General features: G+C 40.4%; 11 protein-coding genes and 1 tRNA gene. All 12 read left to right on the top strand.

Going from position 1 to position 14,513, the window contains the following annotated elements; all coding sequences use genetic code 11:
* The first annotated feature begins 7 nt into the window (after positions 1–7).
* The 12 genes from BM130_RS01115 to rpoC all read left to right on the top strand — a co-directional run bounded on the left by BM130_RS01115 (position 8) and on the right by rpoC (position 14,222).
* A complete protein-coding gene (locus BM130_RS01115) occupies positions 8–892 on the top strand; it encodes a tyrosine-type recombinase/integrase (RefSeq protein ID WP_010528824.1) in 885 nt (294 codons plus the stop codon).
* A 4-nt stretch (positions 893–896) separates the two neighbouring features.
* Positions 897–1,211 carry a ribosome hibernation-promoting factor, HPF/YfiA family gene (gene hpf, locus BM130_RS01110; RefSeq protein ID WP_010528823.1) on the top strand — a complete coding sequence of 105 codons (315 nt, stop codon included), beginning with the start codon at positions 897–899 and terminating at the stop codon, positions 1,209–1,211.
* 381 nt (positions 1,212–1,592) lie between these two features.
* Entirely contained in the window at positions 1,593–2,780 is a 1,188-nt protein-coding gene (tuf, locus tag BM130_RS01105) for an elongation factor Tu (protein ID WP_010528822.1), read from the top strand.
* A gap of 56 nt (positions 2,781–2,836) precedes the next feature.
* A tRNA-Trp gene (locus BM130_RS01100) sits at positions 2,837–2,909 on the top strand.
* A gap of 39 nt (positions 2,910–2,948) precedes the next feature.
* Entirely contained in the window at positions 2,949–3,143 is a 195-nt protein-coding gene (gene secE / locus BM130_RS01095) for a preprotein translocase subunit SecE (RefSeq protein WP_010528821.1), read from the top strand.
* 24 nt (positions 3,144–3,167) lie between these two features.
* Positions 3,168–3,710: a transcription termination/antitermination protein NusG gene (gene nusG, locus BM130_RS01090; RefSeq protein ID WP_010528820.1), complete on the top strand. Its 543-nt coding sequence runs from the start codon at positions 3,168–3,170 to the stop codon at positions 3,708–3,710.
* A 117-nt stretch (positions 3,711–3,827) separates the two neighbouring features.
* The gene (gene rplK, locus BM130_RS01085; protein WP_010528819.1) at positions 3,828–4,271 is read left to right on the top strand and encodes a 50S ribosomal protein L11; all 444 of its coding nucleotides are present in this window, start codon (positions 3,828–3,830) and stop codon (positions 4,269–4,271) included.
* 15 nt (positions 4,272–4,286) lie between these two features.
* Positions 4,287–4,985, top strand: a complete 699-nt coding sequence (rplA, locus tag BM130_RS01080) for a 50S ribosomal protein L1 (protein WP_010528818.1) — start codon at positions 4,287–4,289, stop codon at positions 4,983–4,985.
* A gap of 31 nt (positions 4,986–5,016) precedes the next feature.
* Positions 5,017–5,535: a 50S ribosomal protein L10 gene (rplJ, locus tag BM130_RS01075; RefSeq protein ID WP_010528817.1), complete on the top strand. Its 519-nt coding sequence runs from the start codon at positions 5,017–5,019 to the stop codon at positions 5,533–5,535.
* A 42-nt stretch (positions 5,536–5,577) separates the two neighbouring features.
* Positions 5,578–5,955 carry a 50S ribosomal protein L7/L12 gene (gene rplL / locus BM130_RS01070; RefSeq protein WP_010528816.1) on the top strand — a complete coding sequence of 126 codons (378 nt, stop codon included), beginning with the start codon at positions 5,578–5,580 and terminating at the stop codon, positions 5,953–5,955.
* A 105-nt stretch (positions 5,956–6,060) separates the two neighbouring features.
* Entirely contained in the window at positions 6,061–9,870 is a 3,810-nt protein-coding gene (gene rpoB / locus BM130_RS01065) for a DNA-directed RNA polymerase subunit beta (protein ID WP_010528815.1), read from the top strand.
* 74 nt (positions 9,871–9,944) lie between these two features.
* A complete protein-coding gene (gene rpoC, locus BM130_RS01060; protein WP_010528814.1) occupies positions 9,945–14,222 on the top strand; it encodes a DNA-directed RNA polymerase subunit beta' in 4,278 nt (1,425 codons plus the stop codon).
* Positions 14,223–14,513 lie beyond the last annotated feature (291 nt).

Raw genomic sequence — 14,513 nt, 5'->3', positions numbered from 1 at the left:
TTTTTTTATGCAATATATTGAATCGTTTTTAAAATATCTGAAATACGAGAAGCGGTACTCTGACCATACCTTGGTGGCGTACGAAAATGACCTCAGACAATTTGAAACTTATTTGGTTGATAGAGGTATTATGGACGAGAGGAATATCAAAACCAGGGTGATTCGCGATTGGGTTGTAACACTTCACTACAATAACATAAAGCCAAGATCCATTCATCGAAAAATTGCAGCATTAAGATCCTATTTTAAACATTTATTGAGAGCAAAAATTATTGAAACTTCTCCGGTTGATGGTGTGGTTCTCCCCAAGCTACCCAAAAATTTGCCTGATTTTGTTAAAGAAAATGAGATGGATTTGTTGCTCGATCAGGTGCCATTTTCAAAAGATTACTCTGGAATTCGAGACTATACCATCATTGATTTATTTTATGGTACTGGAATGAGGCTATCGGAATTGGTGGCATTGAAAGATCACAATTTTGACCTTAAATCGGGCATAGTAAAGGTTTTGGGAAAAAGAAACAAAGAGCGGTTAGTGCCATTGAACCGAAGTACTGTCCAGAATGTTACTCATTATATTAAGGTTCGTAACAATACTTTTGCTGGTGAATCTTTTCAGACCTTCTTTCTTACCGATAAAGGTCAACCCATTTACCACAAATTGGTGTATCGGATTGTTCAGAAACATCTTAAGCTGGTAACTACCATGGCCCAAAAAAGCCCGCATATTTTAAGGCATACATACGCCACTGTCCTGTTAAACCGTGGTGCTGATATTAATGCCATTAAAGAGCTTTTGGGACATGCGAACCTAAATGCAACACAAATTTATACCCATAATACGTTTGAAAAATTATCAGCTATTTATAAACAAGCCCATCCCAGGGCATAAATTTATGGAGGGATATTTTATGAATATTACCATTCAATCCGTGCACTTTGATGCATCTTCTCGACTTGATAGTTTTATCCGTCAAAAAGTCGGAAAATTAGATCAATTCTCAGATGACATTATTAGCGCTGTTGTGACGCTCAGGCTGGATAAGTCAGAGACTACCGAAAACAAATTGGTAGAAATTGAATTGGACATTCCCGGAAATACTCTATTTGCAAAAAAACAAAGTAAAACTTTTGAAGAAGCTGTAGATTTGGTTTGCGAAGCTCTTCGAAAACAGTTAGTAAAAAGAAAAGAAAAATTAAAAGTCAAATAATTAAAAAAGAGAATTGTTTTTTGGTGTAATATGAAAATTATTATACATTTGCACACCGTTTTGATGGCCTTAATGGCTTTTTAAATTATTTTAATAGGCTGGTTATTGTTGATAATCAGCCTATTAAAATGATAGGCAAAGAGTTTCTAAAGGCTTTTCTGTCTGTATATTTTTATTGGGAGGAATAATTATTTGACTGATTTTTTGGGAAAAAGAAAGGTTTTAATGGATTATTCCCTTGAAAATGTTTATCTTTATGCCCCGCAAAATGGGTTAATTTTTAAAGAGTTTAATTTTCTTTGTTGATTGTTAGTAATTTATAAGGAGAATTATAAAATAAGTGGTTTCAATTTATATCTAATTGTCTAATAATTTCGAGTTATGGCTAAAGAAACATTTCAAAGGACGAAGCCTCATGTTAATATCGGTACTATCGGTCACGTAGACCATGGAAAAACTACTCTGACTGCAGCTATTACTAAGGTGCTGGCCAAGCAAGGTTTGTCCGAAGTAAAAGATTTTGATGCAATAGATAATGCTCCGGAAGAAAAAGAAAGGGGTATTACTATTAACACCTCTCACGTTGAATATCAGACAGAAAAGCGTCACTATGCTCACGTTGACTGTCCTGGTCACGCCGACTATGTTAAGAATATGGTGACAGGTGCTGCTCAGATGGACGGTGCTATTCTTGTGGTTGCAGGAACAGATGGTCCTATGCCTCAAACCCGTGAGCACATCTTGCTCGCTCGTCAGGTAAACGTTCCCAAAATTGTGGTTTTCCTCAATAAAGTGGATATGGTTGATGACGAAGAGTTGCTAGAACTGGTTGAAATGGAAGTTCGTGACCTGTTGAATTTCTACGAATTCGATGGTGACAATACTCCCATTATTAAAGGTTCTGCTCTCGGTGCTTTGGAAGGTGATGAAAAGTGGGAAGCCAAAATTTTGGAATTAATGAATGCCGTTGATGAATGGATTCCTCTTCCTCCTCGTGATAACGAGAAACCTTTCTTGATGCCTATTGAAGATATTTTCTCAATTACCGGTCGTGGTACTGTTGCTACCGGTCGTATTGAAACCGGTGTTATCCATACCGGTGACGAAATGGAAATTATCGGATTAGGTGCTGAAGGAAAGAAAACCGTTTGTACCGGTGTTGAAATGTTCCGTAAAATTTTGGATGAAGGACAAGCTGGTGATAACGTTGGTTTGTTGTTGCGTGGAATTGATAAAAAAGAAGTTAAACGTGGAATGGTTTTGGCCAAGCCAGGTTCTATTACACCTCATACCAAATTTAAAGCTGAGGTTTATGTGTTGAAAAAAGAAGAAGGTGGTCGTCATACGCCTTTCCACAATAAATATCGTCCTCAATTTTATTTGCGTACCCTTGATGTAACCGGTGAAATTACATTGCCAGAAGGTACTGAAATGGTTATGCCTGGTGATAACGTTACTATTTCTGTTTCGTTGATCTATCCTGTTGCTTTGAACGTAGGATTACGCTTCGCAATTCGTGAAGGTGGTCGTACCGTAGGGGCAGGTCAGGTTACTGAAATTATTGAATAATAACGATAAATTCTATAAGGATGGAGCACTTTTTTACTAAGCTCTATCCTTTTTACACGGGTGTAGCTCAGTTGGTAGAGCACTGGTCTCCAAAACCAGGTGTCGGGAGTTCGAGTCTCTCCTCCCGTGCATAGTTTAATTACCGGTTAGAGCAGATAAAAATTTAGCATGGAAAAAATAAAGGCCTATTTTAAGGATGTCCATCATGAATTGGTTAATAAAACTTCATGGCCTACTTGGTCAGAATTACAGAATAGTGCCATTGTTGTGATGATTGCCTCTTTGATTATTGCAGCCGTGGTTTACCTGATGGATTTTTCGTTTGATCACTTATTACAGTGGATTTATCAACAATTTTATTAGTAAGGAAAGAAGGAAAGAGTACCGATGAGTGAAGAAATTCAGAAGAAATGGTACGTAGTCCGGGCGGTTACTGGAAAGGAAAAGAAGGCAAAGGAATTTATAGAGAATGAGATTGCCAGTAGAAATCTTCAGGACTATGTGAGCCAAGTTTTAATTCCCACCGAGAAAGTTGTTCAAATCCGTAACGGGAAAAAAATTAGTAGAGAACGAAATTTTTATCCCGGTTATGTGTTTATTGAGGCTGCGCTAGTCGGTGAGATTCCTCATATCCTGAAAAATATTAATCATGTTATAGGTTTTTTGGGAGGAGATCATCCTACTCCCATGCGGGAATCGGAAGTGAACCGTATGTTGGGTAAAGTTGATGAGCTTTCGGAAAATGAAGAAGAAATCAATAATCCGTTTTATGTTGGTGAGAGTGTTAAAGTTGTTGATGGACCATTTAATGGCTTTAACGGTGTGATTGAAGAGGTAAATGAAGAAAAACGGAAGTTAAAAGTAATGGTCAAAATTTTCGGAAGAAAAACTCCTTTGGAATTAAGCTTTTTACAGGTCATTAAAGAATAAGTACCGCTTCATTGAGTAGTTAGCTTCCAGGGTAATTAATGTATTACCTCTACCTATGAAATCAGGACTTATCTCTTTAAGACAATTTATTAATAAATAATCTCATGAATTGCTACAATGGCTAAAGAAGTAGAAACTTTAATCAAACTTCAGATTAGAGGTGGTGCAGCAAATCCTTCACCTCCTGTAGGACCCGCATTAGGGGCCAAAGGGGTGAATATTATGGAATTCTGTAAGCAATTCAACGCTCGCACGCAGGATAAAGCCGGTAAAGTGTTACCGGTAGTTATTACGGTGTATAAGGATAAATCTTTTGATTTTGTTGTTAAAACACCACCTGCAGCTGTTCAATTAATGGAGATGGCAAAAATTAAATCCGGTTCTGCCGAACCTAACCGTAAAAAGGTTGCTACGGTAACGTGGGATCAGGTGAAAGCCATCGCTGAAGATAAAATGAGCGATTTGAATTGTTTCACGATCGAATCTGCAATGAGGATGATTGCTGGCACAGCCAGAAGTATGGGAATCACTGTTGAAGGTGATTTTCCGGTTAACCATTAAAATCCGTTTGCAACAATGACAAAAAAGCTAACAAAGAATAGAAAGTTTGCGTTAGAAAAAATCGATGCCGGAAAGCAATATCCCATTGAAGAAGCTGCAAAATTGGTAAAAGAAATTACCACAACCAGATTTGATGCCTCTGTTGATATTGACATCCGACTGGGAGTTGATCCACGCAAAGCCAATCAAATGGTACGTGGCGTTGTTACGCTCCCTCATGGCACAGGTAAGGAAATTCGGGTTTTGGTTCTTTGTACGCCCGATAAGGAAGAGGAAGCTAAAGCTGCAGGTGCCGATTATGTTGGGCTTGATGAATACATTGAAAAAATTAAAGGTGGTTGGGTTGATGTGGACGTTATCATTACTATGCCTAGCGTAATGGCTAAAGTGGGTGCTTTGGGACGTATTTTAGGCCCACGTGGTTTAATGCCTAATCCCAAAAGCGGCACTGTAACTATGGATATTGCTAAAGCTGTGAAGGAAGTGAAGGCTGGGAAAATTGACTTTAAAGTAGACAAATATGGCATCGTCCATTCTACTGTTGGTAAAGTTTCTTTTCCACCCGAGAAGCTCGTTGAAAATGTGCGTGAATTTGTTGGGGTCATTCAAAAGCTGAAGCCTGCTTCAGCAAAGGGTACCTATATTAAGAGCATTGCGCTCTCTAGTACCATGAGTCCCGGTATTCGTATTGAACCCAAATCGGTTGAGGTTTAAAATTAATGTTAACTGAAGAGTATTAGGAATCATGAAAAAAACAGATAAAAGCGCACTGATTAAAGAGCTGTCGGACAAAATCAATGAGTACAATCACTTTTATGTGACCGATACTCTTGGTTTAGATGCCAGCCAAACCAGTGAATTGCGACGCGAATGCTTCAAGAGGGATATTAAAATGGTGATGGTTAAAAACACCCTTTTTAAACGTGCTCTGGAGCAAAGCGACAAGAAAGTGGAAGGCATGGACGAGGCCTTTAAAGGTACTTCTGTTGTTCTTTTCAGTAATACTGGAAATGCACCTGCCAAATTAATTAAAGATTTTCAACAAAAAGCTGAATTGCCTGTTTTGAAAGGTGCTTTTGTTGAAGAATCAGTATATTTGGGCAGTGAGCAATTGGAAGTGCTTACGAAAATTAAGTCTAAAGAAGAATTGTTGGGTGAAATCATCGGCCTTCTGCAGTCTCCTGCGAAGAATGTTATTTCAGCTCTTCAATCAGGTGGAACTAAAATCCACGGAATTCTTCAAACCCTTAGTGAAAAGGAATAATTTTTTACAAACTGAAATTGAAATTTTTTAATACCTAAGACAATGGCAGATATTAAGAAACTTGCAGAAGAATTGGTAAATTTGACTGTTAAAGAAGTTAACGAACTTGCAGATATCTTAAAAGAAGAATATGGAATCGAACCTGCTGCTGCAGCAGTAGCTGTTGCTGGTGGTGCTGCCGGTGGTGATGAAGGCGGTGCTGCAGAACAAAGCGAATTTGATGTTATCTTGAAGTCTCCTGGTGGTTCTAAGCTTGCTATTGTAAAGCTTGTTAAGGAAATTACCGGTGTTGGACTGAAGGAAGCAAAAGAACTTGTTGATAAAGCACCTGCTCCTGTTAAAGAAAAAGTCTCTAAAGAAGAAGCTGAAAGTCTTAAATCTCAATTAGAAGAAGCTGGAGCGGAAGTTGAACTTAAGTAAACAGGACAATATTACCTGTAATATGGTTGCGGTTTAGGAACTCATTTTATGAGATCCTAAACCTTTTTATGCTTATATGTTTAAGTTCAAATAATTTGTTGATAGATGACTCCAATTACTACCGAAAGGATTAGCTTTGCTTCCATTAAAAATCAGTTGGATTATCCTGATCTTTTGGAGATTCAACTGAAATCTTTCCGTGAATTTTTTCAATTGGGGACTACCCCGGAGGAAAGGAAAAATGAGGGGTTATGGAAGGTTTTCATGGAGAATTTCCCCATTACCGATACGCGCAATAATTTTGTGCTCGAGTTTCTCGACTATAATGTCGACCCACCCCGTTACACTATTCAGGAATGTATTGAAAGAGGTTTGACTTATAGTGTCCCTCTCAAAGCAAAATTAAAATTATATTGCACCGATCCCGAGCATGAAGACTTTGATACAGTTGTTCAGGATGTTTACCTGGGGACTGTTCCCTACATGACCGACAAAGGTAGTTTTATTATTAACGGTGCTGAAAGAGTTATAGTATCTCAATTGCACCGTTCGCCCGGCGTATTCTTTGGTCAAAGTGTTCATGCCAACGGTACGAAGCTTTATTCTGCCCGTATTATCCCGTTTAAGGGTTCCTGGATCGAATTTGCTACCGATATCAACAATGTGATGTATGCATACATCGATCGTAAAAAGAAGTTACCTGTTACCACATTGTTGAGAGCCATTGGATATGAAAGTGATAAAGATATCCTTGAAATTTTCGGACTTGCCGACGAAATAAAAGTTTCCAAAGCTGCCTTGAAAAAGGTGATTGGCCGTAAACTGGCAGCTCGTGTCCTGAAAACCTGGATCGAAGATTTTGTTGACGAAGATACTGGTGAAGTAGTTTCAATTGAAAGAAATGAAGTAATTATTGACCGGGAAACTGTTCTGGAAGATGAACATATTGATGCTATTATAGATTCGGGAGCGAAAACGATTCTTCTGCACAAGGAAGATCAAAACCTTTCGGATTTTGCTATTATTTATAATACTCTTCAGAAAGATCCGTGTAATTCGGAGAAAGAAGCCGTTGTCCATATCTACAGGCAATTGAGAAATGCCGAACCACCAGATGAGGCCACGGCTCGGGACGTTATTGATAAATTGTTTTTTTCTGATAAACGGTACGATTTAGGGGATGTAGGTCGATATCGATTGAATAAAAAATTAAATCTAAATATCGATTTGGATACTAAGGTACTGACGCGCGATGATATGATCGCCATCATAAAGTATCTGATTGAGCTGATCAACTCCAAAACGGAAGTGGATGATATCGATCACTTAAGCAATAGGAGGGTGCGTACCGTCGGTGAGCAAATGGCCAATCAATTTGGTGTTGGACTTGCCCGGATGGCGCGTACCATTCGTGAACGCATGAATGTTAGGGATAACGAAGTGTTTACTCCTATTGACCTAATTAATAGTAAAACTCTTTCGTCTGTTATTAATAGTTTCTTTGGTACCAATGCTTTGTCTCAGTTTATGGATCAAACCAATCCATTGGCTGAGATTACCCATAAGCGAAGAATGTCTGCGCTAGGGCCTGGAGGTCTTTCTCGGGAACGAGCCGGTTTCGAAGTACGGGATGTTCACTATACCCACTATGGTCGACTCTGTCCTATTGAAACGCCTGAAGGACCTAATATTGGTTTGATTTCTTCTCTTTGTGTATATGCCAAAGTTAATAACTTGGGATTCATTGAGACACCTTACCGTAAAGTAGAAAATAGTAAGGTTGATTTATCGAGCGAAGGTGTTTTCTATATGACTGCTGAGGAAGAAGAGGCAAAAACTATTGCTCAGGCTAATGCCCCGCTCGATGATGAAGGAAATTTTCTAAATAGTAAGGTTAAAGCCCGGCACGATGGCGACTTCCCGTTAATTAGCGGAGATGAAGTTGATTTAATGGACGTCGCTCCTAACCAAATTGCTTCGGTAGCTGCATCGCTTATTCCCTTTCTCGAGCATGATGATGCTAACCGTGCCTTGATGGGATCTAATATGATGCGTCAGGCAGTACCTCTTTTAAGGCCTGAATCACCCATTGTAGGAACAGGTTTAGAAGGTAGATTGATTAGGGATTCGCGTACGCAAGTAGTTTCCGAAGGTTATGGTGTTGTTGAATATGTTGATGCTAAAGAAATTGTTGTACGCTATGACCTGACGGATGAAGAGCGGTTTGTGAGTTTTGAACCTGAAACAAAACGATATAAGCTTACTAAATTTCAAAAAACTAACCAAAGTACTTGTGTTAATTTAAAACCTTTGGTTAAAAAGGGTGACCGAATTGAACCCGGGCAAATCCTTACTGAAGGCTATTCTACACAAAATGGAGAACTTGCTTTAGGTCGTAACCTGAAAGTTGCCTTCATGCCTTGGAAAGGTTACAATTTTGAGGATGCTATCGTTATTTCTGAAAGATTGGTACGCGAAGATATTTTCACTTCAATACATATTGATGAGTATTCGTTGGAAGTGAGAGATACCAAACGGGGATTGGAAGAACTTACTGCTGATATACCAAATGTAAGTGAGGAGGCCACTAAAGAATTAGACGAAAATGGTCTTATTCGGGTGGGGGCTCATGTTAAACCAGGGGATATTCTAATCGGGAAAATTACGCCTAAAGGCGAAAGTGATCCTACCCCTGAAGAAAAACTCTTAAGGGCTATTTTTGGTGAAAAGGCCGGGGATGTTAAGGATGCATCTCTTAAAGCCTCGCCTTCTTTGTCTGGAGTTGTTATTGATAAAAAGCTTTTTTCCCGGGTTATTAAAGACCGTAAAAATAGAACCAGCGATAAAGCTGCTCTCGCCAAAATTGATCAGGAGTTTAACCGTGCAGCCGAAGAATTGAAGGGTCGGTTGGTGGATAAATTATTCTCTTTGATTAATGGTAAAACCAGCCAAGGAGTTAAGGATTATTGGGGTGTTGATGTGGTAGCTAAGGGTACCAAATTTACCCAGAAAATTTTACAAGAGCTGGATTATAACACTGTTAATCCTCATAAATGGACAACCGATAAGGATAAGAATGAGCTCATAGAGAAGGTCATTCACAATTATCGGATGAAGTATAAAGAGCTCGAAGCCAAAGAGAAACGGCAAAAGTATAACCTTACCATTGGTGATGAGCTGCCTGCTGGTATTGTGCAGTTAGCCAAAGTTTATATTGCCAAAAAACGGAAGATTACCGTAGGTGATAAAATGGCTGGTCGCCATGGTAACAAAGGGATTATCTCCCGAATCGTCCGACAAGAGGATATGCCTTTCTTAGAGGACGGTACCCCCGTTGATATTGTCCTGAATCCATTGGGTGTGCCTTCTCGGATGAACCTGGGACAGATTTACGAAACCGTTCTTGGATGGGCGGGCGAAGTCCTTGGTGTTAAGTTTGCTACTCCTATTTTTGATGGAGCTTCCAATGAGGATATTCTGCATTGGACCAGAAAAGCCAACTTGCCTGATTTCGGTAAGACTTACCTTTACGATGGTGGCACAGGAGAGAGATTTCACCAGCCCGCTACTGTAGGGGTAATTTATATGCTGAAACTGGGCCACATGGTAGAAGATAAAATGCACGCACGTTCCATCGGACCTTATTCATTAATTACCCAACAACCGTTGGGTGGTAAAGCTCAATTTGGTGGGCAAAGGTTCGGTGAAATGGAAGTTTGGGCTCTCGAAGCCTTTGGCGCTTCTCATATCTTGCAGGAAATTCTGACTGTTAAGTCAGATGATGTGGTTGGACGAGCCAAAGCTTATGAAGCCATCGTTAAGGGTGATCCGCTTCCAATGCCGGGCATTCCCGAATCGCTCAATGTACTGCTCCATGAAATGCGTGGCCTTGGATTGAGTGTGAATCTTGAATAATACGCCGGCAGTACATGACTCATTGTCATGTACCTTGCCTCTTTTATTTTTTTAATTCTAATACTCGGCTATATATGGCATTCAGAAGAGATCAGAAAGTCAAGAGTAATTTTTCCCGTATAACCATTGGGTTGGCTTCCCCGGAAGAGATTCTGGAAAGATCTTCAGGTGAAGTATTAAAACCTGAAACTATTAACTATCGTACCTACAAACCCGAGCGGGACGGGTTGTTCTGCGAACGCATTTTTGGTCCTGTTAAGGACTATGAGTGTCATTGTGGAAAATATAAGCGAATTCGTTACAGGGGAATTGTTTGCGATCGCTGTGGTGTAGAAGTTACCGAAAAGAAAGTCCGGCGTGAACGGATGGGGCATATTTCTCTGGTTGTTCCTGTGGCACATATTTGGTATTTCCGTTCACTTCCTAATAAAATCGGGTATTTGTTGGGACTACCCACCAAAAAACTTGATTCTATCATTTATTATGAGCGTTACGTGGTAATACAGCCTGGTGTTGCTGCTGCCGATGGTATCAAGTATATGGATTTCCTGACTGAAGAGGAATATCTTGATATCCTTGACAGTTTACCCAAAGAGAACCAACATCTCGATGATGAAGACCCCAACAAATTTATTGCTAAAATGGGGGCCGAAGCATTGGAAATGCTTCTGTCTCGTCTCGATCTGGATGAGTTGTCTTATGATTTAAGGCATAAAGCGAACACCGAAACGTCTCAACAACGTAAAAATGAAGCGCTCAAAAGGCTGCAGGTGGTCGAATCTTTCCGAGAATCCAAAGGTGTTAATCGTCCCGAATGGATGATCGTGAAAGTGGTACCCGTTATACCGCCTGAATTAAGACCTTTGGTACCGTTGGATGGAGGTCGTTTTGCTACCTCCGACCTCAACGACCTTTACCGGAGAGTAATTATTCGTAATAACCGTTTGAAGCGTTTGATCGAAATCAAAGCTCCTGAAGTTATCCTCAGAAATGAAAAGCGGATGCTGCAGGAAGCTGTCGATTCATTATTTGATAACTCACGGAAGTCTAATGCCGTTAAAACCGATGCTAACCGACCTTTAAAATCGCTGAGCGATAGTCTTAAAGGTAAACAAGGACGATTCCGTCAAAACCTCTTGGGGAAACGTGTCGATTATTCTGCTCGTTCCGTAATTGTGGTGGGGCCTGAATTGAAAATGCACGAGTGCGGGCTCCCCAAAGATATGGCGGCTGAGTTATACAAACCATTTATTATAAGAAAGCTTATTGAGCGGGGCATCGTTAAAACCGTTAAATCGGCTAAGAAAATCGTTGATAGAAAAGACCCTGTTGTGTGGGATATTCTTGAAAACGTTTTAAAAGGTCACCCTGTACTATTAAACCGTGCCCCAACGCTGCACAGGTTGGGGATTCAGGCTTTCCAACCTAAATTAATTGAAGGTAAAGCTATTCAGTTGCACCCACTGGCTTGTTCGGCCTTTAACGCTGACTTTGACGGTGACCAGATGGCTGTCCACTTGCCATTAGGGAATGCCGCTATTTTAGAGGCACAAATCCTTATGCTGGGAAGTCAAAATATTCTTAACCCGGCAAATGGTGCTCCTATAACCGTTCCTTCTCAGGATATGGTACTGGGATTGTATTATATGACCAAAGCCCGTCCGGGTGCCAAAAACGAAGGATTGGTTTTCTATTCCCCTGAAGAAGCAAAAATCGCTTATAACGAACGTAAGGTTGAATTACAAACCAAAGTTAAAGTTAAAACCTACGACCTCAATGAAAATGGCGAGCTGGAAAAGGTAATGATTGATACCACCGTAGGACGTATTTTGTTTAATGAATACGTTCCAAAAGAGGTGGGGTATATTAATACCTTGCTGACCAAGAAAGCTTTACGAGATATTATCGGTCGCGTTCATAAAATATGTGGAACGCCCCGAACTGCTGCTTTCCTTGATGATATTAAGTCTTTAGGATTCCGAATGGCTTTCGAGGGTGGACTCTCCTTCAACCTCGAAGATGTTATCATTCCTGCTGAAAAGGCGGCTCTCGTTGATGAAGGTTATAAGGAAGTGGAAGAGGTAATGAATAACTATAACATGGGATTCATTACCAATAATGAAAGATACAACCAAATTATTGATATTTGGACACACGTTAATGCCAAGCTTACGCAAACCCTCATGAAACAGTTGAGTTCCGACCAGGATGGATTCAACTCGGTATTCATGATGTTGGATTCCGGTGCCCGGGGCTCTAAAGAGCAGATTCGTCAGCTCTCAGGTATGCGGGGGTTGATGGCTAAACCGCAAAAATCAGGTGTTGAAGGAGGACAAATTATTGAAAACCCCATTTTGTCCAATTTTAAAGAGGGACTTTCCGTGCTTGAGTACTTTATCTCTACTCACGGTGCCCGGAAAGGTTTGGCCGATACCGCTCTTAAAACCGCTGATGCCGGTTATCTGACCCGTCGTTTGGTGGATGTTTCTCAAGATGTTATTGTTACTGAAGAAGATTGTGGTACATTAAGAGGGCTCACCGCTACAGCTATTAAAAGCAACGAGGAAGTAGTTGCCTCTTTGTATGAACGGATTCTGGGACGTGTCTCTGTACATGACGTTTATCACCCCAATACCGGCGAAATTATTGTGAAAAGTGGTGATGAAATTGACGAAGAAGCCGCTCGCATAATAGAAGAATCCCCGATCGAAAGGGTTGAAATTCGTTCGGTATTGACCTGTGAATCTAAGAGGGGCGTCTGTGCCAAATGTTATGGTCGGAACCTGGCAACGGGTAAAATGGTTCACAAAGGTGAGGCTGTTGGTGTGATCGCTGCTCAGTCAATCGGTGAACCTGGTACTCAGCTTACACTCCGTACTTTCCACGTGGGTGGTACCGCTTCTAATGTTACCTCTGAAAACAATATTGTGGCCAAGTACGATGGTATTGCTGAATTTGATGAATTAAGGACTGTTCCTTATACAAGTGATGAGGGGCAAGATTTGGATGTGGTTATTGGTCGATTGGCCGAATTGCGTATTGTCGATAAAAATACCAACATTGCCCTTACCACTCAGCCCATTCCGTATGGTGCAAAACTTTTTATAAAAAATGGAGCCGAACTGAAGAAAGGTGATTTGATTTGTGAATGGGATCCATTTAACGCTTTGATTATTACTGAAAAATCGGGTACCATCGCCTTCGATAACATGATTGATGGCGTTACCTTCAAGGAAGAATCCGATGAGCAAACGGGCTACCGTGAAAAGGTAATTATCGAAAGCCGTGATAAGACCAAAAACCCTGCAGTGCAAATTAAGGATGCCAATGGTGAGGTGATAAAGGTTTATAACCTGCCCGTAGGGGCTCACGTTGCTGTTGACGAAGGTGATGAAATAAAACAAGGTGAAACCTTGGCCAAAATTCCTAGAGCGGTTGGTCGGGCTGGTGATATTACCGGTGGTTTGCCCAGGGTTACCGAACTTTTCGAAGCCAGGAATCCTTCCAACCCTGCTGTGGTTTCTGAAATCGATGGTGAGGTTACCTTTGGTAAGGTTAAGAGAGGAAATCGGGAAATCATCGTTACTTCCAAGAATGGGGAGGTCAAAAAATATCTGGTACCTTTGTCCAAACAAATTCTGGTTCAGGAAAACGATTATGTAAGGGCCGGTACCCCATTGTCAGATGGTGCCATTACCCCGGCAGATATCCTTGCCATCAAGGGACCAACAGCCGTACAGGAATATATTGTGAACGAAGTTCAGGATGTATATCGTCTGCAGGGTGTGAAAATTAATGACAAACACTTTGAAATCATTGTTCGACAAATGATGCGCAAAGTGGAAATCGATGATCCGGGTGATACCAAATTCCTTGAAAAGCAAATTGTTGACAAAATTGAGTTTATGGAGGAAAACGACGAAATATGGGGTAAAAAAGTCGTGGTTGATCCGGGTGATTCCACAACGCTCCGTGCCGGACAAATAATTACTGCCCGTCGTTTGCGTGATGAAAATTCTCAGCTCAAACGTAAGGACTTGAAGCCCGTTCAGGCTCGTGATGCGGTTCCTGCTACTTCAAGTCAGGTTCTGCAAGGTATTACCAGAGCTGCGTTGCAAACGAAGAGCTTTATGTCTGCGGCTTCCTTCCAGGAAACTACCAAAGTGCTTAACGAAGCGGCCATACAAGGTAAGGTTGATAATCTGGAAGGATTGAAGGAAAATGTTATTTGTGGGCACTTAATCCCTGCAGGTACCGGTTTGCGTGAGTATGAAAAGATTATCGTTGGCTCACAGGAAGAGTATGATAAACTTGTCAATAAACGCGAATCAGAACACGTTACTGATCGTTAACATTAAGTTGTTGCGTTAATAACGCTTGTGATATTTTTTTTAAGCGCGGTTTCTTTTCTAGAAATCGCGCTTTTATGCTTTACTTGTAACCTGTGATTTTACCCTAAAGGAATTTGCTAATTATAGCTTCGATGAAATGAGCATGACAAAATTGTTAAATTCTCTTTTGTGTCAATCTATTATTCTTATGCTCGTTTGGTAGTGTTTAAATTAGTGTGTCCGGATAAAGATCTATCTCAGTTTAGTTAGTATTGCAAATTTAATTTTTTCTTTTTCCTGATTTGATAAATA

It is taken from the genome of Thermophagus xiamenensis, assembly GCF_900112795.1.
Lineage (GTDB): Bacteria > Bacteroidota > Bacteroidia > Bacteroidales > Marinilabiliaceae > Thermophagus > Thermophagus xiamenensis.
This window is presented reverse-complemented; position numbering and strand designations above follow the sequence as displayed.

What these genes read in the sequence shown, in the direction of transcription:
- hpf (WP_010528823.1), top strand. Translation starts at nt 897, where the DNA reads ATGGAGGGATATTTTATGAATATTACCATTCAATCCGTGCACTTTGAT.
- rplJ (WP_010528817.1), top strand. Translation starts at nt 5,017, where the DNA reads ATGAAAAAAACAGATAAAAGCGCACTGATTAAAGAGCTGTCGGACAAA.
- rplA (WP_010528818.1), top strand. Translation starts at nt 4,287, where the DNA reads ATGACAAAAAAGCTAACAAAGAATAGAAAGTTTGCGTTAGAAAAAATC.
- secE (WP_010528821.1), top strand. Translation starts at nt 2,949, where the DNA reads ATGGAAAAAATAAAGGCCTATTTTAAGGATGTCCATCATGAATTGGTT.
- rplL (WP_010528816.1), top strand. Translation starts at nt 5,578, where the DNA reads ATGGCAGATATTAAGAAACTTGCAGAAGAATTGGTAAATTTGACTGTT.
- rpoB (WP_010528815.1), top strand. Translation starts at nt 6,061, where the DNA reads ATGACTCCAATTACTACCGAAAGGATTAGCTTTGCTTCCATTAAAAAT.
- rplK (WP_010528819.1), top strand. Translation starts at nt 3,828, where the DNA reads ATGGCTAAAGAAGTAGAAACTTTAATCAAACTTCAGATTAGAGGTGGT.
- BM130_RS01115 (WP_010528824.1), top strand. Translation starts at nt 8, where the DNA reads ATGCAATATATTGAATCGTTTTTAAAATATCTGAAATACGAGAAGCGG.
- tuf (WP_010528822.1), top strand. Translation starts at nt 1,593, where the DNA reads ATGGCTAAAGAAACATTTCAAAGGACGAAGCCTCATGTTAATATCGGT.
- rpoC (WP_010528814.1), top strand. Translation starts at nt 9,945, where the DNA reads ATGGCATTCAGAAGAGATCAGAAAGTCAAGAGTAATTTTTCCCGTATA.
- nusG (WP_010528820.1), top strand. Translation starts at nt 3,168, where the DNA reads ATGAGTGAAGAAATTCAGAAGAAATGGTACGTAGTCCGGGCGGTTACT.